Origin of the sequence: Meiothermus taiwanensis WR-220, from assembly GCF_003568585.1 — a bacterium.
Classification (GTDB): domain Bacteria; phylum Deinococcota; class Deinococci; order Deinococcales; family Thermaceae; genus Meiothermus; species Meiothermus taiwanensis.
The window spans coordinates 1,396,448-1,418,910 of record NZ_CP021130.1 but is presented as its reverse complement, the minus strand read 5'-3'; the positions used below and the strand labels follow the sequence as shown (position 1 = coordinate 1,418,910).

The window sequence follows — 22,463 nt, the reverse complement described above, 5'->3', positions numbered from 1 at the left end:
ACTACGGCTATGCACGTTTTTCGCTTGCGCGGCAACTTCGAAACCCTCGATATCTACTCGGCGGCGCTGTTTGAGCTGGGCGCGCGGGGCCTGGAGGAAAAACCCGGTGAGGTCTGGGCCTACTTCCCCGAGCGCCTCGAGCTGCCCTTTCCGGGGGAGTGGCTCGAGCTTCCCGACACCGACTGGCTCGAGGCCTACAAGCGCGACCTGAAGCCGGTGCGGGCCGGGCCCTTTGTGGTGCTGGCCCCCTGGCACACCTGGGAGGGCCCGGAAAAGCGCATTGTCATCGAGCCGGGCATGGCCTTTGGCACCGGCCACCACGAGACCACCCGCATGGCCCTGGAAACCCTGGCCGAGCGGGTCGAGCCCGGGATGCGGGTGCTGGATCTGGGCACCGGCTCGGGCATCCTGGCCATCGGGGCCGCCCTGCTGGGGGCCGAGGCGCTGGGAATCGACATCGACCCCGCGGTGATCCCCCAGGCCCGCGAGAACGCCCGGCGCAACCAGGTCAAGGTGCAGTTCCAGGTGGGCAGCCTGGACGAGGCCTACGATCCCCTGGCCGAGACCGCACCCCAGGCCCCCCCAGCCCAGCCGGCCCCCACGCCCCTTGTGCAGGGCCCCTTCGACCTGGTGGTGGCCAACCTCTACGCCGAGCTGCACACCTACTTCGCGCAAAAATACCGGGAGCTTTTCGGCATATGCGGAACCCTGATTCTCACCGGCATCCTGGCCGAGCGGGAAGCCCTGGTGCGAAGCGCCCTCGAGGCCAGCGGCTTTGGATTGCTGGCCCGCCGACAGGAAGGTGAGTGGGTCTGCCTGACCTACGCCGCCCGCTAAAGTATGCGTCCCCATCGTGCCTTTGTTGAAAGCATTCAGCCCCAGCTCGAGCTTACCGGGCGCGAGGCCCACCACCTGCTGGACGTGCTGCGGGCCCGGGAGGGCGACCGGCTCACGGTCTTCGATGGCAAGGGGCTGGAAGGCCGCGCGCGGGTGCTGCAGACCGGGCCGGGCTGGGTATGCCTGGAAGTCGAAGAGACCTGGCCGGCCCGCAAAGAGCCCCCCCAGCCCATCACCCTGTATGTGGCCCTGCTCAAGGGCGATCATCTGGCCGAGGTGGCGCGGGCGGCCACCGAGCTGGGGGTGGGCCAAATTGTGCCCATCCTCACCCAGCACTGCGTGGTGCGGGAGCTGAGCGAGAATAAACTCCTTCGCCTGCGCCGGGTGGTGCTCGAGGCCGCCAAGCAGTGCGAGCGCAGCATCGTTCCCGAGGTGGGGCCCTTGCTGCCGCTCGGCCAGATTCCCCCGGTCGAGCAGGGTTTTGTGGCCCAGCCCAGGGTCTCGGCCCTGGTGCGGGACTATTACAATCCAGAAAAACCCACGGCCCTCCTCACCGGCCCGGAGGGGGGCCTGAGCGAGTCCGAGGTGGATCTCCTGCTGCAACGGGGTTTCACCCCGGTCACATTGGGGCCGCGTATCCTGCGGGCAGAGACCGCGCCGGTGGCCCTTTTGAGCCTGGTAACGGCGGCTTTCGGGTTATGAACGTCCTGCGTGTGTTGCTGGTGGGCTGCCTGCTGCTGCTGCCGGCCTGCCGCTATACCTTTCTGCCGCTCGACCCCGGCCGGGCCACCCTGCCGGAGCGCTTCAGCCTGAGCGGAAGCCTGGAAACCATCGAGCGGGGCGCAGTAGCCAGGCTCACCGTCCGGCGCATAGCCGAGCCCGCTTACCTCGAGCTGCGCTGGTACAAGGGCGATCAGCTCTTTCAGGAGCGCTCCATCTGGGTAGAAAAGCCCGGCACCTACCAGGCCCAGTTCGAGCGCCTCGACGACGGCTACTACCGGCTGGTGGTGCTGGTGCAGAATAGCCCCCTGCTGCAGCTCGAGGTCGGCACACCCCTGCTGCCCCCGCCCCCTGCCCCTTAGGGCTTTTCCGGCAGCATCGTTCTTCAAAACGATACCGGTATTATCCCACCCCAATCAGCAAAAGCACCAATGGAATGGTAAGAAACGACAGCACCGACGAGGCCACAACCGCCCGGGCTGCTCGAGGGCCGTCGCCGCCGAACTCCCCCGCCATCAAAAAGGCATTCACCGCTATCGGCATGGCGCTCTGCAGCACCAAAACCTGAACATCCAGCCGCTCGAGGCCCAGCGCCCAGCCCGCCACCCCGGCCAGCAAAGGAGCTGCCAGAAGCCGCAAGCTGCTGGCCTGAAGCTCAAAACTCCCCCACTCGGGCCGGGAGCGGGCAATCTGGATGCCCAGCGTCAGCAGCATCACGGGAATACAGGCCTGGCCCAAGAGGTGCACCCCCTCATCCAGCCCCAGCGGCAGGGGAATTCCCAGCCCCCGTACCAGCAACCCCCCCGCCAGGGCCCAGAAGAGCGGCAGTTTCAGGGTGAACCCGAGGCTCTGTAAAAAACCGCCCCCACGCAAAAAAGCCGGGCCCAGCCCAAACATCAGCACGCTGCTGGCGATAAAAAAAACGATGGCCCGATCCAGGCCGGGCTGCCCCAGGGCAAAAAAGGTGAGCGAGAGGCCCATGTTGCCCGAGTTGGGAAAGGTCGCCGAGGCAATCAGGGTCTTGGTTGTACCCTTATCCAACCGCAACCACCGGCTCAACGCCAGTGCAACCCCATAGAGCCCTGCCGAGGCTATAAAAAAGGCCGCCGTAATGCCCAGCACGCTGGCCCCGGTGAGCCTGGCCCTGAGCATGGCATCGAAGATCAGCACCGGCACCAGCACGTAAATCGAGAGTTTGGACAGGGTTTGCAGGTCGAAGTCGATGCGCTTGCCCACCAGGTAGCCCATAAGCACGATGAAGGCCACAGGGACAACGGTGTTGAGCAGGGCTTCCATACCCGGGGTAGCTTACCTGAAACCCAGAGGCCAGGCTATGACCACCCCTCCAACCCCGGCCTCCGCCTTGTGCCCAAGCGAGGTGCAAAACATGCCCTGGAGACATTTTTTCTCAGCAGACCTCGGCCAGACTACCTATGGGTGAGCGAGGGCATGTACAAAGAGCTTCTGGTGGTGCAGGCGGCGGCAACCTGGTTTCTGGTGGGCCTGATCTGGATGGTGCAGGTGGTGCATTATCCCCTTTTTGCACGGGTGGGGCCGGCTGAGTTTCCCGCCTATCATGCGGCCCACTCGAGCCTCATCACCTGGGTGGTCGGGCCCTTGATGCTGCTCGAGCTGTGCACGGCCCTTCTTTTGCTGGCCCAGTGGCCCACGAGCCTGCCCGGCTGGGTGGCATGGCTGGGCCTGGCGCTGCTGGGGGTTATCTGGCTCACCACCCTGCTGGTATCGGTGCCGCTGCACGCGCGGCTGGCCGTGGGTTTCGAGGCCCAGGCCCAGGCCCTGCTGGTGGGTACCAACTGGATCCGCACCCTGGCCTGGACGGCTCGAGGGTTGCTGAGCCTGTGGGCGCTGCTCAGGTTCACGTAGAAGATCTCACACCAGGGATGCGCTTAAAGCGCCCCGCAGTCAGTCGCTAGGACAAAAAATCCAGCACAGTACGGGTGATCAGCTCAACGCCCAAGGGCAGCGAGCGCTCGTCGTCGATCCAGAAACCCGGGTGGTGATGGGGCCGGTTCTTGCTGGGATCGGGGTCGCCGGCCCCCAGCCAGAAGTACACACCAGGGCGGCGGTTGAGGAACTCCGACATATCATCGCCCCCCATCACAGGGGGTACTTCCAGTACCGAGGCCTCCCCTACCACCTCCCGGGCCACTTTCCGGAAGCGTTCGACCATCTGGGGGTCGTTGACCACCGCGGGTGATCCAGGCAGCCAGGTTACGGTGGCCCGCCCACCCATGGCCGCGGCAATTCCTTCCGAAAGCTCGGCAATGCGCCGCATGAGCTTTTCTCGCAAACCTGCGTCAAAGGTGCGCAGGGTGCCTTTGAGCGTGGCCGTCTCGGGGATGATGTTGTGGGCCCCCTCCCCTGCCGTTACCGTGGCGATGGTGATCACAGCGGTCTGAATGGGGTCGGTCTCGCGGCTGACCAGGCTCTGCAGCGCCACGATGAGCTGGGCCGCCATCAAAACCGTATCCACACCCTCGTGCGGCATGGCGGCATGCGCCCCTTTGCCCCGTAGTTCAATGGTAAAAGCATCGGCGGCCGCCATGGAAGGGCCCGGCCGCACCCCTACCTTACCCGCTGGCATCAGGCTATACAGGTGAAGCCCCACCACCGAGTCCACCCCCTCGAGCACCCCGGCCTCCACCATGGGCTTCGCCCCCGATACAATCTCTTCGGCGGGCTGGAAAGCAAAGCGTACCTCACCGGCAATCTGATCTTTGAAGCGGGCCAGCACCGCCGCCACATGGGCGGCAATAGCGGCATGGCCATCGTGGCCGCAGGCGTGCATAACACCGGGGGTCTGGGAGCTGTAGGCCACCCCAGAGTTCTCCTGTATCGGCAAAGCGTCGATGTCCGCCCGCACCAGCACAGTTTTTCCCGGCTTCGCTCCCCGCAGCCGGGCCACCACCCCGGTCTGGGCTACCCCTCGGGTGACCTCGAGGCCCAGTCCCTCCAGAAACTCGGCCAGCCTGGCGCTGGTGCGCACCTCCTGAAAACCAAGCTCCGGATGGCGGTGGAAGTCCCGGCGCATCTCAATCAGACTGGGGGTGATCTCTGCGATGGCTTCTTGTAGGTTCATACCGCCTTAGTCAAACATTCCAGCCACGACCCGTCAACTGTACGATGGATTGACACCCGATACAAAAAGAGCTCCGGAGGCCATCCTAGCACTCCCTTCGGTCGGGTTGGTTGGCCCGAACCAACCGTGGTATGACGTTAGCTAGAGGAGGGCGGGGCCGGTGCCTGCTTAGGAAACCGATGGGGGTGGGATAGGCCCCATACAAAAATACCCTGAGCTGCCAAAATCTTGTCCTCGACAGACTTTATGCGCGCAGCTTGAACTCGGTACAGCATTTGCTAGACTTGGTAAAAACCAAGCTGTACCTTTCAGGAGCAAGACCATGAGCAAACCTTGGCTAAAACACTACGACAAAGGCGTCCCCGCGGATGTGCAGGTGCCCGAGGTACCTCTCTGGCGCCTGCTGGCCGACAGTGCCCAGAAATACCCCGACCATGTGGCCCTCGAGTTCATGGGCAAGGTCATCGGCTACCGGCAGCTGTGGGAATCGGTGCTGAAGTTCGCCGGGGCGCTTAAGGCCCAGGGTGTGGGCCCGGGTGACCGGGTCGCCATCATGCTGCCCAACAGCCCCCAGTTTGTGATTGCCTTCTACGGCACGCTGGTCGCCGGCGGCGTGTGTGTCAACATCAACCCCCTCTACACACCGCGCGAGCTGCGCCATCAGCTCACCGATGCCGGGGCCGAAACCCTGGTGATCCTGGATATGCTCTGGCCCCGGTACGCCGAAATCGAGGCCGATGTACCGGTCAAACGCGTCTTTACCACCGGCATCCAGGACTACCTGCCCTTCCCCAAAAACCTGCTTTTCCCGCTCAAAGCCCGGCGGGAGAAACGCTGGGTAAACCTGCCACAGCACCCCAAGCGGCTGGACTTTAGCAAAGCCCTGCGCAGCGCCACCCCGCTCACCGAGCCTTACCCCGCCAAGCCCGACGACGTAGCCCTCCTGCAGTACACCGGGGGCACCACCGGGCTGTCCAAAGGGGCCATGCTCACCCATCGCAACCTGGTGGCCAACACCTACCAGAGCCTGGCCTGGGGCGGCGACGAGGTGAAGGCCCTCGAGGGCAAAGGGGTTATGCTGGGCGCCATTCCCTTTTTCCACGTCTACGGCATGACCGTGGCTATGAACTATGGCCTGGCCGCTGGGTACAAAATCGTGCTGCTGCCACGCCCCGAGGTCAAGCCCTGCATTGAGGCCATTGAAAAGCACGGGGTTACCCATTTCCCTGGCGTCCCCACGCTCTACATCGGCTTCATCAACTTTCCTGGCATCGAGAAGCGCAAGGTGGGCACGGTTAAGGTCTGCATCTCTGGTTCGGCGGCGCTGCCGGTGGAGGTGGCTAAAAAGTTTGAGGCCCTCACCGGTGGCAAGCTGGTGGAAGGCTACGGCCTCACCGAAGCAGCCCCCTGCACCCACTGCAACCCCCTGTCCGGTCAGCGCAAAATTGGCAGCATTGGCATTCCCATGCCGGGCATTGATGCCAAGATTTTGGACGAGAACCTGCACGAACTACCCCCGGGCGAGGTGGGTGAGCTGGCCGTTCGCGGGCCAAATATCATGCTGGGCTACTGGCAGCGCCCCGATGAGACCAGCAAAACCATCAAGATCGACTGGCTCCTGACCGGCGACATGGCTCGGATGGACGAGGATGGCTACTTCTACATCGTGGATCGCAAGAAGGACATGATTATCGCGGGAGGCTATAACATCTACCCCCGCGAGGTGGAAGAGGTGCTGTTTGCCCACCCCGGTGTGGCTGAGGCCGCCGTGGTGGGGCTGCCCGATGAGTACCGTGGCGAGACCGTGGCGGCTTTCGTTGTGCCCAAGCCCGGTGTCAACCTCACCCAGGAAGAGCTGGACAAATACTGCCGCGAGAACCTGGCCGCCTACAAGGTTCCGCGCATCTACGAGTTCCGCAACGAATTGCCCAAGAGCGCGGTGGGTAAGGTGCTGCGCCGCGAGCTGCGCGAGGCCGCCCTCAAAGAACGCCAGAAGGTGGGCAGCTAGGGCTTATCTCGGTGCCCCCTTGCCACCCGGGCCGGTGGCAAGGGGGGCTATATGTAAACCCTCGAGCGCCCCACAGCCTCAGCAAAGACCTGGGCCGCCTGGTCTACCTCGGCCTCGGTGGTATAGCGCCCCAGACTGAAGCGCACCGAGGCCTTGGCTTCTTCCTTGCTACGCCCAATCGCCAGCAGCACATGGGAGGGCTCGAGGCTCCCACTGCTACAGGCCGAGCCCGAAGACACTGCCACCCCCAGCAGGTCGAGGTTGAGCAGCAACCCCTCCCCATCGGCCTCCTGCACCGTTACGTTTACGTGCTTGGGGCTGCGTAGGGTGGGGTGTCCATTGAGCACCACGCCGGGTAGGGCCAGAAGCCTGGCCTCGAGCCGCCCGCGCAAAGCCAAGAGCCGCCGGGATTCTTCGGCCAGCCGCGCCACCGCCTTTTCTGCGGCCAGCCCCTGGCCGTACACCGCTGGCAGGTTCTCGGTGCCGCCCCGGTAACCCTGCTCCTGCTTGCCCGGGATAATCGGAAATAGCTCGACCCCTTTGCGCACGTACAAGGCCCCCACCCCCTTGGGGCCGTAAAACTTGTGTGCGGCCAGGGAAATGAGATCGGCCCCCAGGGTCTCCACCTGGCAGGGCACGGTGCCCAGGGCTTGCACGGCATCGGTGTGCAAAAGCACGCCCCGCGCCCGGCAGACCTCAGCGATCTGGCGAACCGGGTACAGGGTGCCCAGCTCGTTGTTAACGGTCATTACCGAAACCAGGATGGTCTCGGGCCGCAGGGCCTCGGCCACCTGCTCGGGGTAGATGAGGCCCTGCCGGTCGGGCCAGAGCAGGGTCACCTCGAAGCCCAGGCGCTCGAGGTTCTTCAGGGTTTGCAGCACCGCCGAATGCTCCACCGCGGTGCTCACCAGGTGCCCCCGACCCCGGGCCAGGGCCACCCCGTACAGGGCCAGGGCATCGGCCTCGCTGCCCCCACTGGTCAGAACCAGCTCGCGGGGTTTGCAGCCCAGGGCCCGGGCCAGCCGCTCGCGCCCTTCCTCGAGCAGGCTGCGGGCCCGCCGGCCGAGCTGGTGAATTGAGCTGGGGTTGCCGTACTCTTCCAGCACCCCCTCCATGGCCGCCCTGACCTCGGGATCCAGGGGGGTGGTGGCAGCGTAGTCGAGGTAGATCATGGTCTGGGGCTAACCCCCTCCCGGCTCTGAGGGCATGGTGGGCTCGAGCTGCACCAGTTTGCGCGACTCAATCAGCCGCCGCTCTTCAATCAGGTCTTTCAGGGTGGTGCTCCGCAAAACCCCCCGCATGGCTTCGTCTACTCTTTTCCAGAGGGTTTCGGTAGAGCAGTGCCCGGTCTGCCAGCACAGCCCGGGATCATCCAAGCAGATCACCGGGGCCAGGCTCCCCTCCAAAGCCTCCACCACTTCCAGGGCATCGATGTGTTCGCTGGGACGGCCCAGCCTGTAACCACCGCGGGCCCCCCGAACACTGCGGATAAACCCTGCTCGGCGAAGCTGGGCCGCGATCTGCTCGAGGTAGTGCAGGCTAATGCCCTGGGCTTCGGCCACGTCCTTGAGGGGCACCGCCTGCGGCTGCCGCAGGCCAATCTCCACCAGGGCCCGCAGCCCATACTGCGCTTTGGTCGAAACCCACATGAGCCTAGTATAAATCCCCAAAACCCGTAAGAAAAAGGTGGGTTTTCACTCTTGCCTAGCGGCGCAAGGCCAGGGCCAGCCCAAACAGCAAGGCCTGCGTAAGCACAATGGCGCTGCCGGCGGGCACATCCAACGTGTACGCCGCCACCAGGCCCGGCAAAACCGATAGCGTACCGATCAGGATGGCAGACACGGTCATGGCAGCAAAGGTCTGGCTGATTAGGCGGGCGGTGGCGGCTGGAATCACCACAAACGCAGCGATCAGGACAACACCCACCACCTTGACCGAGACCACCACCACCAGGGCTATCAGGGCTGAGAGCAGGTAGTCGTGCCGGAGTACCGGCAGCCGATCGGCCAGGGCCAGTTCGCGGTCAAAGGTGGCGTAAGCCCAGCAGCGCCAGAGCGGGGCCAGGAGCAGCATCAACAGGGCCAGCAGCCCCATCACCTGCAGATCGGTCGGGGTGACGGTCAGGATGGAGCCAAAGAGATAGGCCACGGCATCCGGGGCGAAGCCCTGTCGCAGGGACATAAAGAGCACCCCCAGCGCCACCGAGACCGCAAAAAAAATCCCAATGGCGGTATCGTCGCCCAGGCTGCTCTGCTCGCGAACCCAGGTGATGAGCAAGGCAATTCCCAGCGCGAAGGGAATAGCCACCCAAAGAGGCTCCTGCTGGAGCAGCAAGCCCAGGGCCACCCCAGCAAAGGCAGCGTGGGCCAGGCCATCCCCTAGAAAGGAGAGGCGGCGCTGTACCACCAAGACGCCCAGGTAGCTGGCCAGCCCACCTACCAGGAGGCCGGCCAGCAGGGCCCGTTGCATAAAGGGAAGCTGAAGTGCCTCGAGCATCCTAGCGACCCCCCAAGACCACCTGGTGGGCGTGGCCGACGTGCCCGAAGGCCTGGCTCAGGCACTCGTGGCAGAGCACTTTTTCGGGCGGGCCATAGCCCACCACCCGCCGGTTGAGCACCAGCACCGCCGAGGCGTGGTGCTGGGCGGCCTCCCAGTCGTGGGTGATCATCAGGATGGTGGCGCCCTGCTCGGCCTGGTAGGCCTCGAGGTGCCGGTACAGGTCGGCCTCCCCTACCACATCCACGCCCGTAGCGGGCTCATCCAAAAGCAGCAGCCGGGGCCGGCGGATCAGGCTGCGGGCCAGGTAGACCCGCTGGAGCTCACCCCCCGAGAGCGCGCCCAGCCGGCGGTGGGCCAGGTGCAGGGCCCCCACCTTCTCCAGCACCTCGCTGGCCTGCCTGCGTTCCTCGCGGCCAATCCGAAAGGGCCAGTGCCGCCTGAGCCCCGAGACCACCACCTCGATGGCCAGGGCTGGAAAGCTACGGTCGAAGCCCTTGACCTGCGGCACATAGCCCACCCAGCCGGGCGGCACCTCGCGGGGGGGATGACCCAAGACCCGGATGCGACCCGAGACCCGGGTGGGGCCGTCGCGCATAGCGCCTCGCTCGAGGCCCAGCAGGGCCTTGAGCAGGGTGCTCTTGCCGGCCCCGTTGGGGCCCACCATAGCTACAAAGGCCCCTTCGGGCACCTCGAGGCTCACCTCTTGCAGCGCCTGGAACTCACCGAAGCGCACTGAATACCGCTCAATCTCCACCGCCAGCGCGGCCATATTTACTGATAATACGCTATCAATAGATCTTTGGATAGGGGCGGCTATTCCAGCGGCACTTCGATTACGTTGCCCAGGCTCGAGAGCGGCTTATCGAACTGGCGCCGGTCGCCCACCACCACAATCACAAACTGCTCCGGGCGCACATACTGCTGCATGGCCCGCTGCAGATCGGCCGGGGTGAGGGCCTGGATCTGGCGCACGTACTGCTCGTAGTAGTCGGGCGGCAGGCCCAGCAGCTGGGTGCGGGCGATGCGCTCGGCCACCGCCTGCTTGGAGGTAAAGCGGAAGACTTCGGCGTTGAGGATGTTGTTGCGGAAGAGCTCGAGCTCCTCCTGGCTCACCGGGCGCTCGCGCAGGTCACGGAACTGGGCCAGCATCAGCTCGATCACCTCGGCGGTCTTCTCGACGCGGGAAATGGAGGCCCCGTAGAAGAAGCCCGGCCAGCCAAACCCCTGGGTCTGGGCCCCGCCGGTGGCGTAGGCCAGGCCGCGCTTGGTGCGGACTTCCAGGAAGAGCCGGCTGTTAAAGCCATCCCCCAGCACCCGGCTGGCCAGATCCAGCTCGCTGTAGCCGGGGGCAAAGGCCGTTACCGTGGGGAGGCCCATGTAGATCACGCTCTGGTTGGTCTCCTTCTGCAAAAAGTAAATGCTGGGCTTGGGGCTGGGCGGCGCAAAGCTGGGCAGGCTGACCTCGCCCCGCGCCCAGCCCTGCAAGGTGCGCTCGAGCCTGGCCACCATCTCCTGGGTGTTGAAGTCGCCGGTGATGGCCAGCACCGCCCCGTTGGGCTTGAAGAAGCGCTGGTGGAAGGCCAGCAGGTCCTCGCGGGTGATGGACTGAATCGAGGCAGCGCTGCTGATGCGCCCTGCGGGGTGGCCCTCGTTGATGCGGCGCACGAACTCCCGCACGGCGATCTGGGTGGGCTGGTCGTTGCGGCGGCGGATGGCCTCCAGGGCCCGGCCCTTCTCGAGGTCAACCCGCTCCTGGGCGAAGCGCGGGCGCAGCAGGACATCGGCCCATATCTGCAAAACCTGATCGAGGTTCTCGGTTAGGGTGTTGAAGGCCACCGAGGTAAAGAGGTTGTCGGTGCTCACGCTCACCGAGGCGGCCAGGGTCTCCAGGGTCTCGTCGATCTGGTCGGGGGTGCGATCCCCAGCCCCACCGGTGCGCATCACCGCGGAGAAGATCCCGCTCAGGCCCACTTTGTCGTCGGGTTCGTAAATCGAGCCGGTCCGCAGGTAGATGCGCCCATTTACAAAGGGCAGGCTGCGGTCTTCTATCAGTAGAACCTGGAGGCCGTTGGAAAGCTGGACGCGGGTGGGCTGGAGGGTGGGAGGCTGCAAGCGCTGGAACTGCATCTTGAAGGGGTCGGGCCAGTCGGCCGGTACGCCCTGGGCCAGGCCCAGCGTCAGAAGCGCCAGCAACAAACTCCATATCGCTTTCATCGGCTACCTCCCCGGCTAATGAGGGTGGCGACGGTGCGGTTTTGTGGGGTGAAGTATTTGCGGGCGGCCTGCTGGATTTCCTCGGCGGTGATGGTGTTGTAGATGGCCTCCTCCTCGAAGATACGCTGGTAGCCACCAAAGAACAGCTCGTAGAAGGCCAGGGTCTGGGCCAGCCCCGGCCCACCTTGCAGCACCCGCAGGTAGGCCGCACGGGTCTGGTTGCGCACTTTTTGCAGCTCCTGGGGGCTTACCGGCTCGTTCTTGAGCCGCTCGAGCTCCTCGTAGATCAGGCGCTCCAGATCCTGGGTGGTGCGGGGGGCGCGGGGCTGGGCCGAGATGGTAAAGAGGTTGGGGTAGCGGAAACCCGGCGAGGCCGAGCTCGAGCTCACGTTCAGGGCCGCCTGCTCCTGGATGACCAATCGGCGGAAGAGGCGGCTGGTGCGGCCTTCGGTGAGGATGGAGTCGATCACATCCATCACGTAGGCCTCGCGGTTGGGATAGGTGGGCTTGTGGAAGCCTATGAGCAGGCTGGGCTGGGCGTTGTACTCGATGCTGGTGCGGCGCTCGGCGGTCTGGGGCGGCTCGGCGGGGATGTTCAGGTTGGGCCGCTCGGGGCCTCTGGGCACGGCCCCCATGTAGCGGCGCACCAGTTGGATGTCCCGCTCCGGCTCCACATCCCCCACCAGCACCAGCACCGCCCGGTTGGGGTGGTAATGGGTCTTCCAGAACTCCAGGGCCTTGTCCACCCGGTAGCCCTGGATCTCCTCGCGGCTGCCGATCAGGGGGCGGCCGTAGGGGTGCACCTGGAAGGCCGCGCGCAAAAAGGCCTCGCTCAAGGCCCCGTTGGGGTCGTTCTCGCTGCGCTGGCGGCGCTCCTCCAGCACCACGTCGACTTCTTCGTAGAAGCTGCGGAATACCGCGTTCAAGAGCACATCGGCATAAACCCGCAGGTAGAGCTCGAGGCGGTTGGAAGGCAGCGAGACCCGGTAGTCGGTGCGGTCGTAGCCGGTCGAGGCGTTCAGGCCCTGCTCGCCGTTGTTGGTGAAGAGCTGGTCAATGGCGTTGGGCAGGGCCAGTTTCTTGGCCTCTTCCCGGGCCTGGTTGAAGGCTGCGGTGAGGCGCTGGATCTCCTCCTGCGAGGCCCGGTTGGCAATGGCCCGATCCAGCTCGGCACGGGCTTTGTCAATGGCCTCGAGGGCGGCTTTTTCCTTAGGCCAGTCCAGGCTCCCGATGCTGGGCGTGCCCTTGAAGGCCATGTGCTCGACCATGTGGGCGATCCCCCCCAGGCCAGGCGCCTCGTCCACCCCGCCCACGTCGAACATCAGGTTGAAGTGGATCACCGGGGCGGTCTTGTCGGGCACCATCAGCACCCGCAGGCCGTTGTCCAGGGTGTATTTGCGGATCTGCTCACGGAGCTGCTGGGCCCAAGCCCCAGGCAGCAGCAGCACCAGCAAGAGCAACCAGACCAGTCTTCTCACCATGTCCTCCTGTGCGTTACTAGAGTCGTTTCCATTACGCCGCAAATTCCGCGTCCAGACTGAAGGAAGGTCTACAGTTGCCAGAGGCTAAAGTTATACCAGATTCGGTTAGTTCGGCGCCGGAAGGCGGCGAACTAACCCGACCAACGGGAGTGCTCTAGGATTCAAAAAGATAGCCTCTGGAGGTCTTTGCTATGGATGACTATCTTTTTGAATCCGGTATTATCCGCCCAACGAAGCCCTTTTGCCAAGTCGAGGCTGCGGGAGGCCCCGACGGATACTGGCACTGGAGCCTCGAGAGCGTTTCCCGCGAATACCCAGTACGGCATATTTCGCTGTACTGGATAAATTGCCTGCCACCGTGGGGCAGGCAATTGTGGAAAACGCGAGAGGCCCACGCTACCGCCCTGCCGGGCGCGGCAAGACCTGAATGATGCTATGCATGATGAAAGGCGGAACCCGCTTGCCCGGCAGGGGCCGCCCCATAAGCACCAGAAAATAGGGGCCGGGTTTGGGAAAGGTCACCACCCCTTCCACGCGCCCGGTGCGCGGGTTGAGCTGCAGGCGCACCTGGGCATCGGGCTGGGCGGTGGCGCTCACCCGCCCCTGATAAAAGAGCAGCGTGCAGAAGCAGTCCTGCGGGTTGATGGGCAGGCCACCCACCTGGATGTACTCAATCCAGGCCACCGTGGCCTTGCCAGCAATGGGCGGGGCATCGTTGGGTTCAAAGTCCACCTGGCCCTGCACATAACCCCCACTCCCCTCAAAAGGATGCCCCCAGGCCCAGCCCAGGCCCAGCAGCAGGACAAGCCATCCAATCCGGGCGTACCTCATGGCGTGCCCCCTTTCCCACCAGGGGGCAGCAGGGCCGGGTTGGTGGTAAAGCTCGTATCGGTGAGCGCCTCCAGGAAGGCCACCAGGTCGTCTACTTCCTGTTCGGTGAGGCCCAGGGGCCGGATAAGGACATCGGCATTGAGGTTGGGCTCACCACCGCGGTTGTAGTGCTGGACAACCTCCCGCAAGGTTCGGATGGAGCCGTCGTGCATGTAGGGGGCGGTCAGCGCAACGTTGCGCAGGGTGGGGGTTTTGAACTTGCCCACGTCTTCGTCCCTGCCGGTGGCGCGGGCCAGCCCGATGTCCTTGTAGACCGTGTAGAGGGCGGTGTTGCGGGGCTCGTCGTCGGTGAAGTCGGGGCCCACGTGGCAGTGGAAGCAATCGCCCTTCTCGCTAAAGAAAAGCTCCATCCCGCGCAGGGCTGCCGGGCTCAGGGCCTGGTCGTCGCCGGCCTGGTAGCGGTCGAAGGGGCTATTGTAGGAAACCAGGGTGCGCTCGAAGGCCGCAATGGCATAGGTGACGGCCCGCAGGCTGGGGGGCTCGCCAAAAACCTCCCGGAAGGCCTGGGCGTACTCGGGGATGGCCTGGAGCCTCTGGGCGAGTTCCTCGGGCTCGAGGCCCATCTCGTCGTGGGCGGTAAGGGGGCCAACCGCCTGGAGCTCGAGCCGGGGGGAACGCCCTTCCCAGAACAGGTGGCGGCGGAAGCCCACGTTGGTCAGGGTGGGGGCGTTGCGGCTGCCTTTGCGGCCAAAGATGCCGGTGCTCACCGCCTTACCCCCATCGCTAAAGGCAAACTCGGGCTTGTGGCAGCTCGCACAGGCGATGGTGTTGTCCTTGGAAAGCCGGGTATCGTAGAAAAGTTTCCGCCCGAGGGCCACCTTGGCCGGGGTCTGGGGGTTGTCCTCGGGAATGGGCACGCTCCGCTCGGCAAAAAGAATGCGGGGGCTGGTGGGGTGCGGGGGCGGCCCGGCCACAGGGGGTGGGGGGACGGAGCGGGGCCAGAAGTACCAGCCCAGCAGGCCCACCCCCAGCAGGAGCCCCGCCCAGACCATTGGCCGCCGTCGCATACGCACCTACTGGGCCAGCGAAAAGGCCGACTGCATGTTGAAGTAGACCACCGACATCAGCAGGCTGGTCTCGGGGCTCAGGCCGTGCAGCTGGCGCAGGGACTGCTTGCGCCAGTCCAAAAAAACCCCACCCGGCCCCGGCTCAAAAGCCCTGGCCACATCCAGGTTCAGCAAAATGGCCCCGCCAGCGGGCGGGATGTTGATCTGCACCCGCCGGGTCTGCAGGTCGTGCAGGCGCACCGGGATGCGAAAGGTGTCGGTGCCCATGTGGATCACCCATTTTTGGTTGCCTTCGGGGAGTAAGGCGGTGCCCTCGAGCCGGTAGAAGATGTAGCCGGGGTTCCAGGCCCAGTACATGCCGGAGTTCACCCCCAGGGGTAGCTGCTGGGTGCCTGCGTCGAGGTGGTTGAGCTCGCGCGGCACGCCCACATTGAAGCGCAGACCCCGGTACTGCCCTGCGGGCACGTCCAGTTTCATGACAGACACCCCCTGGGTGGGGCCATCGCGTTTGAACTCGGCCAGGGCCAGGCCGTCTACGCGCACCTCGCGGCCATCCGGGCGCACCAGGGCCACCTCGGAGATGTAAAACTTGAGCAGGTCAAGCCGGTAGCGCTGGCCCTGGGGGGTCTGGTAGGTCTGCCCCCACTGCAGGGGCTGGCTGCCCACCCGCAGGTTCACTTTCAGTTCCACCGGTGCGGCGAGCACATAGGCGCTTATACACCACAAAAACACCAGCCAACCTCTTTTCATACCCGACACCTCCTTTGAGGTTAGCAGAACCCGTGCGGTTTTCGTGTGAAGCAGCCCTCAAGGGGCCACATCGAGGGTGTACTCGAGGGTTTTTTCAGGCAGCTCGAGGCGTACCAGCCATTCGCCGGGCGTCTCGGCGATGAGGGCCAGATGATACTGCGACCTGTAAAAAGGCCCCCGCACCTCCTGCAAAATTTGCGCCCCCTGCTGGGCCTGAAGCCGCAGGCTGGGGCCACCCTCCAGCAGGTTGCCCTGGGCATCGCGCAGGTCGAGGTAGAGGTGAATCAGGCCACCCTGACTGAACAACTGGCCGACGTAGCGCCGGTCGCCCTGGGCCTCGGCAATGTTGATGAGGCGGGGTGCTGCAGCCTGGCGGGCTGGGGGGGGTGGTTCGGTGGTAGCCAGAAAGCCACTCGCCAGAAGCACCCCCAGCAGCAGGGCAGCCTCGAGGCTTACCGTCTGCAAACCCTTGACCCGCTTCTCCTGCAGGCGAGGCAAAAGCCATAGCCGGTTCACCGCCGCCAGCCCCACCACCAGCCCCACCAGCCCCAGCTTAAGGAGCAGGCGCTGGCCGTAGGCGGTGCTCCACAGGTTGGCCACCTCCCCCAGGCGAACCCAGGACAGGTACAGGCCCATCAGCGACAGGAGCACAACCGCACCCAGTCCCAGGGCCGAAAGGCGCTGGATGGCCCGCAGAACGGCCTCGTAGCGGCTGCCCGGCCAGGCCACGGCCAGCGCCAGCACGCTCCCGCCCCAGGCCGCCCCGAATGCCAGGTGCAAAAGCCCGGCAAACATCTGCACAAGCCCACCCCCGGCGGCATGCGAGGTGAGGGTGAGGGTAAAAAGGAGCCCCAGCGCCAGGGGGGGATAGAGCCAGCGATCCAGGCGAAACCAGCCCATGGACAAAAACAGCAGGCCCACCAGCAGCCCCAGCCGCAACAACAACCAGTTGCCTTGAGAGGTCTCGAGCAGGTAGCTGAGCAGCAGCGAGGTATCGCCCAGCATCCAGGTCACATGGTACGTGCCATAAAGGGTGGCCCCTACAGCCAGTAGAAAACCACCCGAGATCAGGTACCACAGCCGCCAGCGCCGGGCCCTGGCCACCTCCGGCCCCACATACCGGCTGAACACCCCACCCCCCAGCAGCATGAACACCCCCAGGTAGAGGATGGCCCGCAAAATCGAAAGGGTGTTGTCGTGTTCGTGAGGCATCGCAGTTCAGAGTCCGGAAGCGGCCAGTTTATGGCGGGTTGCCAAGCCCAGGTGCCAAACAATCCCCAATATCTAGTTAGGTTACCCAAGCCCTAGGAGGGCCTGTAAACAAACACGAAGAAATCGGTCTCGGTATGGCCGTCCACCCCCAGATTTTTCCACATCACCACATAGGCCCCCGGCCGCAGGCCGGGCTTGAGTGCCAGGGTTACGCTCTTGCTGGTGCGGGCGGTGGTGGTGACCCCCGCATCCACCCGGCGGGCGGCATCGTTGCGCAAAGGCAACACCCGCTGCACCAGGGGACGGGCCAGGCGCTTGAGCTGTGTAAAGTTACCCAGGGCCTCTGGGGGGGCCTCGAGGGGATACACCTTGAAGCTCGAGAGCCGCACCTCCACAGCCTCACTAAAGTTGATGGTCACCGACCGGGGCATGGTTCGGAGAGTGGCGTTGGCCGGTGGGGTGGAGCTTCTATACTCAGCGTGCGCGAAAACCGGAGACAGCAGCAGCAATAAACCAACATACCAGCGCATCAAGGTTTCCTCCTCAAGGTTCTACAACAAACACGAAAAATCCCTGGGTGGTGTGCGAATCCACCGAAAGCACCCGCCACAGCACCACATAGGCCCCAGGGCCCAAATCCGGTTTGAGGGCTATGAGCACATTCTCAGCGGTGCGGGCCTGGGTCTTCAGCCCAGCATCCACCCGCCCTGCTGGTTTAACCCCTCCAGCAGACAATGCCTTTTCCGCCAGGGCTTTGGCCTGTTCCTGTAACCAGCGCACATCCCGCCAGCGCTCATTGGGCACCTCGAGGGCATACACCGCAAAATGTGAAAAACGCAGCTCCACCGCCTCGGTAAAACTTAGCCGCACCTCACCCGGCGGCCTGCGAAGCAGCGCATTCTCGGCGGGTGAGCTGCTCACCAGATAGGCGTGCGCATGCGCGACCCCGGCCAAAGCCAGGGTCGCGGCCAGCATCCAAAAGGCTCTCATCTGACCTCAAACAGCGACTTATCGCGAATGTTAAAGGTGCTACCCCCAACCGTGAAGTCAAAGGCCGTCCCTTCGATCTCGCCAAAAATGCGCACCTGGTACTGCCCTGGAACCGCCAGGATCCATTTTGTCTGGTAGCGGCCGGCCCGATCCGCACCGGACTGGGGCCGCAGCCGGTAAATATCCTTGGCATCTTCCGACCACTTGTAAACGCGGCGCTGACCCGAGGGGCCGATAATCTCCACGGTGATGTTCTTCTCCACGCCAACCACCGGCGAGTTATCGGCCTTGCGACGGATAATCAGGTCAAGGCCGTTGATCTCTCCGGCCATCGAGGGCTCATTGAGCTGGCCCACCGCAAACACGAAAGGGCCCACCTCCACCCGCTCATGCGCCAAAGCTGGAACCATCACAAACGCCAGAAGTACAACAAGGCACGAAAAAGCACGCATAGTACATCTCCCCTGTGCCCCTCTCCCTGGGAGGGGCTTGTAGCGAAGTTTCTTTAGCCGAGAAACCTAAAAGATGCTGTGCGTAGCTAGGGGTGGCCCTCGAGCCGCCACAGCCTTCAGAAACTCATCCCTGGCATGCTGCGCCCCTGACCAGAGCCGCGCGACCAGAGAGGCCACAAGAACCCCGTTCAGCGCCGGGGTGAGATCGGGCAGCAGCATATGCAAAACGCAAAGCGGGCAATGCTCGAGGTGGTGATGGGTTTTTTCGCTGTGGTGATGGGCGTTTTCATGCGGCTGGGTGGCTGTGGGTTCTATGGAGAACATCACCACCCCACGCAGGCCAAACAGCAGCGAGGTCAGCCATACCAGGCCCATCAGCCCAAGTGCGACCAGGGCTCGAGGGGTACCTGACTTTTTACCCCGCCTCATCAATCTTCCTACATTGTAACCGATCTCCGCGTACAAATGGATTTTTGAACCAGATGCCCGGCCGCAGTCAAAAAGATTGCCTCTGAAGGTTTTGCTATGGACGGACTATCTTTTTGAATCCGGTGTTATATCGGGCGGATCAGGCCTTCCCGAACCAACTCGTGCAGCACCTCTGGCTTTGCGTCCTTGCTTCGACCCTCAGCAATGGCCCGCAGGGCGGCCAGGGCCTCGGGCTCTCCTCGCTTGAGCTGCAGGTGCAGATCACTAAAGGGGTTGAGGGCGTCCTGGCCGCGCAGGGTGATGTGGTAGCGGCCAATGGGCGCAATCGGCGCCAGGTGGGCCAGGTAATGCCGTGAAAGCTCCACGTAGCGCTCGGCATTCTGGGTTGGCTCCACCGGGCCCCGCACCTTGGCCGGAATGCCGATTGCCAGCATGCCTTCCGGAATTTCCATCCCTGGCGGCACCACCGCCCCAGCGCCCACCATCGCCCCTTTCCCCACCCGGGCTTTATTGAGCACCACCGCACCAATCCCGATAAGTGCCCTATCTTCTACCAGCGCCCCGTGCACCACCGCCCGGTGGCCTACCGTAACGTTCTGTCCCAGAATACAGGGATCGCCCGGATCGGCATGTAGAATGGCACCGTCCTGCACATTGCTTCCAGCGCCTATTATCACCCGCTCGGTATCGGAGCGCACCACCGCACCAAACCAGACCGAAGCATTCTCGCCGATTTCGGCCTGGCCCACAATTAGCGCGTTGGGGGCAATAAAGGCGCTGGGATGAATTTGGGGTATGTGTTCGCCCAGTCGGTAGACGGCCATACTTGCTCCTTTGCTCAATCTAAGTCTACGTCCAAACCCTGTGCTCGAGCCTGCACCAGGGCCTCATCCAGCAAGCGGACATCCTCGGGAAAGGCCAGCAAACGCCTTGCTTCCACCGGATCAAAGAAGCCCGCCCCGTGCAACCCCTGCTCGAGCCGAATCTTACCCTCCCCTGTCATCAGAAACCAGTGAATCTCCCTATCGACACCTCTGTTGTTTTGATAGCGCGTGGTGGGCAGTTTGTGTTTTACAGTGCCTTTTAGGCCGGTTTCCTCTTCAACTTCACGCAAGGCGGCCTGCTCCAAACTTTCCCCTGGTTCCAGGTGCCCCTTGGGGAAACACCAGTAACCCAGCCGGTCTCGAATGAGCAAGACCTGCCCCTGGGGATTGAACAGCACGCCTCCCGCGCCCAGCACCCTATGGCTCATGCGAACTTCTCCCGTAAGTACTTAAGAACCGTCTCATCCAAAAACGGCCCACCTCGGTAGCGCTCCTCGAGGTTCTCCATTCCGATGAGGGTTGCAAAGGCTTTTTCGGTGGCCTCGTCCCAGACCCCACTGGCTTCACCGGTGTAAAGCCCCTGGCGGCCAAGCAGGGCCTGAATCCAGGCGATCTCCTCGGTACGTAGAGGCCGGCCAGGTTCACCTGCACCAAAAAGCAGCCGGTGGATACCCAGCAGCCGCTGCAGTTCCACCACCGGATCGTGGTGGTCGTCCACCCGCAAATCAATCCAGCGCTCCATACCCCCATAGCCCTTTCCTGCACCCACCACCAGCAAAGCCGCCGACTGCCGGCCCCGCCGATCCCCCCCAGCCCGGTCGGCCTGGAGCAGGGCTTCCAGCAGACGCTCGGGGAAGGCCAGGTCGCTGCGTGCTAAAAAGGTTTGCTCCAGGGCCTCGAGCACCTCCGGCCCTGTCAGCAAGTTGCCTTGAGCAGCATAATTCGGCCCCCAACGGCTGCCGGCCCAGGCATGGCATTCCTGTCCGGTATAACTCAGGCTCTCGCCCGAAGCCAGCACATAACCAAACTGGCGTTTGGCAAGGTCAGGGTCGTTTCGAGCAAACACCGCCAGAATATCCTCGGGGCCGGCACCAGCTTCCATCAGGGCCAGGCCCGTAGGGCCAAAATAGGGGTTGACGTAGGACTGGGTTGCCAGCGCGCCCACACCCGCTTTAGCCCAGGGCACCACAAACCCCACCGCCAAAAACTTGCTGGCGACAGCGATGCCCAGGTCACCGGTATCGGGATCGCGGGCCACCAGCGAAAAGGTATGAACCGCCCAGTGGGCCTGGCCGCCGGGCGCTGTGCGCCTGAGCTGTGTAAAGCAGCCCGGATTCGGAGGATGTCTTCTCTGCATGATCCTTTCCTCGGAAAACCCTAACCAGAGCGCGTTGGCGCCTGGTTGGGGTGGTTTACGCACCCTATCCTACCGTTACCGCCGATCAAGCCAACACCCCAACTAGAAGATAGCCTGGATGACCAAAAATCCCATCAGCAGATGAATTAGAAACTTGCCCGCCAATCCCCCCAACAGTCCTACAACCGCCCCCCAGGCCCCCCGCAACGCCTCCTGTGTCGAACGCCCCGCCACCAGCTCCCCCACATAGGCCCCCACAAAAGGCATCAGGAATAAGCCCAGCGGAGGCAGGACGAAAACACCCAGAAGACCCCCGATAAAAGCACCCCAGATCCCCTGCCGACTGCCGCCATAGCGCCGGGCCCCTATAGCCCCAGCAATGTTGTCCACCAACGAAGAAAGCACGGTCAGCAGACCCAAAACAATCCATATCGGAAGGGGGATCTCCCCAAACCCCACCAGCAATTCGTGAAGCAACGCCGCGCCAACAATGACGAAACCAGCCGGTATCACCGGGATAAAAGTCGCCACCAAGGCCACCAACCATATGCCTACAAACAGCCAGTCGGCCAGTGTGTTCACGCTTGTACAGTGTAGCAAGTGGCTACGATACCGATTCAAAACACCGCCACATGCTGTGCAGGAGCAGAAAAGCCTTTCGCTAGCATCGTAGGGCCCTCCGCATCCCGAGTAAATGCATGGTGAAAGCCTGGCGAACAAAGACTTTTTCAAAGCTGTTGAGTTCATTACACTCTTGGGTATAGATATGGCCGCTCGACTTCGTCGCTACTTCATAACTGGTTTGCTCTCTACCCTACCCATCGCGGTAACCCTATATTTCCTATGGTGGGTGTACAACTGGTCGAACAGCCTTATCGAGGGCATTCTGCGAACCATCGGGGCCGAGCCTTCCCGCTGGCTATTACCGTTTCTGCCTATTTTGGGCATTCTCGCTACCCTCGGCCTGGTGACCCTGGTGGGCGCACTGGCTGGGAACTATGTGGGACGGCTTATCCTGGGAGCCATCGACCGTAGCATCAAGACCATTCCCCTGGTGCGCGAGGTCTACAACGCCGTACAGCAGATCGCACACACCCTGCTGGGCCAGCCCGAGGTGCAGTTTCAGCGCGCAGCCCTGATCGAGTACCCCCGCAAAGGTCTGTATACCTTATGTTTTATTGCCAGCCCTCAGGTTGGCAAGCGCCTCTCGCCGTTGCCAGAGGGCTATACAGTGGTACTGGTGCCCACCAGCCCGGTTCCAGCCTCTGGAATGGCTATCATCGTGCCCACTGCAGACGTCATTCCCCTGGACGTTAGCATCGAAGACGCCCTCAAGTACGTAGTATCAGCGGGCTTTATTCTGCCCAACTCTCGAGCCAAGCAACTCATTGAGAGCGGCGTCCCACCCTCCGAACCAAGCCCCTAGCGCAAACCCTTTGTGGGGTCGGTGTTGATTTCAATCCGTTCCTGGGTCTGCTCGAGATATTGTTTCAGCGCCTCTAAGCTGGAGAAATATTGGGTCGGCCCCCCATGAGAAGGACGCACGGAAGCTTTGAGCACACCATCGGAGCCCTGCCATATGCGGACAATAAGAGCTATCACTTTGGGGCGCATAAGGTCACCCTCCGTGGGGTTAAGGTAGGGCCTCGAGCGTTATACCGGCGTTATGCCCCCTCGGGCATCTGTCCCGTT

At 63.4% G+C, this 22,463-nt stretch carries 27 protein-coding genes; 6 read left to right on the top strand and 21 right to left on the bottom strand.

Going from position 1 to position 22,463, the window contains the following annotated elements:
* The first annotated feature begins 9 nt into the window (after positions 1-9).
* Genes MTAI_RS06965 through MTAI_RS06955 form a run of 3 tightly spaced genes read left to right on the top strand, consistent with a single transcriptional unit; the run spans position 10 to position 1,919 of the window.
* The gene (locus MTAI_RS06965) at positions 10-837 is read left to right on the top strand and encodes a 50S ribosomal protein L11 methyltransferase (protein WP_027886892.1); all 828 of its coding nucleotides are present in this window, start codon (positions 10-12) and stop codon (positions 835-837) included.
* Between the two features lie 3 nt (positions 838-840).
* Entirely contained in the window at positions 841-1,539 is a 699-nt protein-coding gene (locus MTAI_RS06960) for a 16S rRNA (uracil(1498)-N(3))-methyltransferase (protein ID WP_027886893.1), read from the top strand.
* Complete coding sequence (locus tag MTAI_RS06955) at positions 1,536-1,919, top strand: hypothetical protein (protein ID WP_027886894.1); 384 nt, start codon at positions 1,536-1,538, stop codon at positions 1,917-1,919. The genes MTAI_RS06960 and MTAI_RS06955 overlap by 4 nt, the downstream gene beginning before the upstream one ends.
* 40 nt (positions 1,920-1,959) lie before the next feature.
* Here MTAI_RS06955 and MTAI_RS06950 read toward each other — a convergent pair whose 3' ends face one another.
* On the bottom strand, positions 1,960-2,853 hold the full coding sequence (locus MTAI_RS06950) for an AEC family transporter (RefSeq protein ID WP_027886895.1): 894 nt from the start codon (positions 2,851-2,853) through the stop codon (positions 1,960-1,962).
* A 153-nt stretch (positions 2,854-3,006) separates the two neighbouring features.
* Between MTAI_RS06950 and MTAI_RS06945 the strand changes: the two genes are divergently transcribed.
* Positions 3,007-3,441 (top strand): hypothetical protein, encoded by a 435-nt coding sequence (locus MTAI_RS06945; RefSeq protein ID WP_027886896.1) that lies wholly within the window; start codon positions 3,007-3,009, stop codon positions 3,439-3,441.
* Positions 3,442-3,487: 46 nt separating this feature from the next.
* Here the strand turns inward: MTAI_RS06945 and MTAI_RS06940 are convergent, their stop codons facing one another.
* Positions 3,488-4,657: a M20 metallopeptidase family protein gene (locus tag MTAI_RS06940; RefSeq protein ID WP_027886897.1), complete on the bottom strand. Its 1,170-nt coding sequence runs from the start codon at positions 4,655-4,657 to the stop codon at positions 3,488-3,490.
* A gap of 322 nt (positions 4,658-4,979) precedes the next feature.
* Between MTAI_RS06940 and MTAI_RS06935 the strand changes: the two genes are divergently transcribed.
* Positions 4,980-6,665: a long-chain-fatty-acid--CoA ligase gene (locus MTAI_RS06935; RefSeq protein WP_027886898.1), complete on the top strand. Its 1,686-nt coding sequence runs from the start codon at positions 4,980-4,982 to the stop codon at positions 6,663-6,665.
* A gap of 47 nt (positions 6,666-6,712) precedes the next feature.
* On the opposite strand, the gene MTAI_RS06930 is transcribed toward MTAI_RS06935, so the two are convergent.
* The 18 genes from MTAI_RS06930 to MTAI_RS06845 all read right to left on the bottom strand — a co-directional run bounded on the left by MTAI_RS06930 (position 6,713) and on the right by MTAI_RS06845 (position 21,353).
* Positions 6,713-7,837: a cysteine desulfurase family protein gene (locus MTAI_RS06930; RefSeq protein WP_027886899.1), complete on the bottom strand. Its 1,125-nt coding sequence runs from the start codon at positions 7,835-7,837 to the stop codon at positions 6,713-6,715.
* A 9-nt stretch (positions 7,838-7,846) separates the two neighbouring features.
* Positions 7,847-8,314, bottom strand: coding sequence for an RrF2 family transcriptional regulator (locus MTAI_RS06925; protein WP_027886900.1), 468 nt, complete (start codon positions 8,312-8,314; stop codon positions 7,847-7,849).
* A 55-nt stretch (positions 8,315-8,369) separates the two neighbouring features.
* Positions 8,370-9,161, bottom strand: a complete 792-nt coding sequence (locus MTAI_RS06920; RefSeq protein ID WP_027886901.1) for a metal ABC transporter permease — start codon at positions 9,159-9,161, stop codon at positions 8,370-8,372.
* A 1-nt stretch (position 9,162) separates the two neighbouring features.
* Positions 9,163-9,933 carry a metal ABC transporter ATP-binding protein gene (locus MTAI_RS06915; protein ID WP_027886902.1) on the bottom strand — a complete coding sequence of 257 codons (771 nt, stop codon included), beginning with the start codon at positions 9,931-9,933 and terminating at the stop codon, positions 9,163-9,165.
* 44 nt (positions 9,934-9,977) lie between these two features.
* Positions 9,978-11,378, bottom strand: a complete 1,401-nt coding sequence (locus tag MTAI_RS06910; protein WP_027886903.1) for a M16 family metallopeptidase — start codon at positions 11,376-11,378, stop codon at positions 9,978-9,980.
* A complete protein-coding gene (locus tag MTAI_RS15595) occupies positions 11,375-12,859 on the bottom strand; it encodes a M16 family metallopeptidase (protein WP_043982163.1) in 1,485 nt (494 codons plus the stop codon). Before MTAI_RS15595 ends, MTAI_RS06910 begins: the two co-directional genes overlap by 4 nt.
* Positions 12,860-13,255: 396 nt before the next feature.
* Positions 13,256-13,690 carry a hypothetical protein gene (locus MTAI_RS06900; RefSeq protein WP_027886905.1) on the bottom strand — a complete coding sequence of 145 codons (435 nt, stop codon included), beginning with the start codon at positions 13,688-13,690 and terminating at the stop codon, positions 13,256-13,258.
* Complete coding sequence (locus tag MTAI_RS06895) at positions 13,687-14,757, bottom strand: cytochrome-c peroxidase (protein WP_027886906.1); 1,071 nt, start codon at positions 14,755-14,757, stop codon at positions 13,687-13,689. The genes MTAI_RS06900 and MTAI_RS06895 overlap by 4 nt, the downstream gene beginning before the upstream one ends.
* A 6-nt stretch (positions 14,758-14,763) precedes the next feature.
* Positions 14,764-15,507 carry an MbnP family protein gene (locus MTAI_RS06890; RefSeq protein ID WP_027886907.1) on the bottom strand — a complete coding sequence of 248 codons (744 nt, stop codon included), beginning with the start codon at positions 15,505-15,507 and terminating at the stop codon, positions 14,764-14,766.
* Positions 15,508-15,564: 57 nt separating this feature from the next.
* On the bottom strand, positions 15,565-16,719 hold the full coding sequence (locus tag MTAI_RS06885; protein ID WP_027886908.1) for a CopD family protein: 1,155 nt from the start codon (positions 16,717-16,719) through the stop codon (positions 15,565-15,567).
* 92 nt (positions 16,720-16,811) lie between these two features.
* A complete protein-coding gene (locus MTAI_RS06880; protein ID WP_027886909.1) occupies positions 16,812-17,249 on the bottom strand; it encodes a copper resistance CopC family protein in 438 nt (145 codons plus the stop codon).
* 13 nt (positions 17,250-17,262) lie between these two features.
* The gene (locus tag MTAI_RS06875; RefSeq protein WP_027886910.1) at positions 17,263-17,709 is read right to left on the bottom strand and encodes a copper resistance CopC family protein; all 447 of its coding nucleotides are present in this window, start codon (positions 17,707-17,709) and stop codon (positions 17,263-17,265) included.
* Positions 17,706-18,161 carry a hypothetical protein gene (locus MTAI_RS06870; RefSeq protein ID WP_027886911.1) on the bottom strand — a complete coding sequence of 152 codons (456 nt, stop codon included), beginning with the start codon at positions 18,159-18,161 and terminating at the stop codon, positions 17,706-17,708. The genes MTAI_RS06875 and MTAI_RS06870 overlap by 4 nt, the downstream gene beginning before the upstream one ends.
* Positions 18,162-18,227: 66 nt before the next feature.
* Positions 18,228-18,590 (bottom strand): DUF2946 family protein, encoded by a 363-nt coding sequence (locus tag MTAI_RS06865; protein ID WP_063843371.1) that lies wholly within the window; start codon positions 18,588-18,590, stop codon positions 18,228-18,230.
* A gap of 125 nt (positions 18,591-18,715) precedes the next feature.
* A complete protein-coding gene (locus MTAI_RS06860) occupies positions 18,716-19,414 on the bottom strand; it encodes a gamma carbonic anhydrase family protein (RefSeq protein WP_027886912.1) in 699 nt (232 codons plus the stop codon).
* Positions 19,415-19,428: 14 nt separating this feature from the next.
* Positions 19,429-19,842, bottom strand: coding sequence for an NUDIX hydrolase (locus MTAI_RS06855; protein ID WP_027886913.1), 414 nt, complete (start codon positions 19,840-19,842; stop codon positions 19,429-19,431).
* Positions 19,839-20,771 carry a DUF1028 domain-containing protein gene (locus MTAI_RS06850; protein WP_081698353.1) on the bottom strand — a complete coding sequence of 311 codons (933 nt, stop codon included), beginning with the start codon at positions 20,769-20,771 and terminating at the stop codon, positions 19,839-19,841. Before MTAI_RS06850 ends, MTAI_RS06855 begins: the two co-directional genes overlap by 4 nt.
* 102 nt (positions 20,772-20,873) lie before the next feature.
* A complete protein-coding gene (locus MTAI_RS06845) occupies positions 20,874-21,353 on the bottom strand; it encodes a DUF456 domain-containing protein (RefSeq protein ID WP_027886915.1) in 480 nt (159 codons plus the stop codon).
* Positions 21,354-21,537: 184 nt separating this feature from the next.
* On the opposite strand from MTAI_RS06845, the gene MTAI_RS06840 reads away from it, so the two are divergent.
* The gene (locus MTAI_RS06840) at positions 21,538-22,197 is read left to right on the top strand and encodes a DUF502 domain-containing protein (protein WP_027886916.1); all 660 of its coding nucleotides are present in this window, start codon (positions 21,538-21,540) and stop codon (positions 22,195-22,197) included.
* Here the strand turns inward: MTAI_RS06840 and MTAI_RS06835 are convergent.
* The gene (locus MTAI_RS06835) at positions 22,194-22,385 is read right to left on the bottom strand and encodes a hypothetical protein (protein ID WP_063843370.1); all 192 of its coding nucleotides are present in this window, start codon (positions 22,383-22,385) and stop codon (positions 22,194-22,196) included. The two genes, MTAI_RS06840 and MTAI_RS06835, sit on opposite strands and share 4 nt — an antisense overlap.
* Positions 22,386-22,463: the final 78 nt, after the last annotated feature.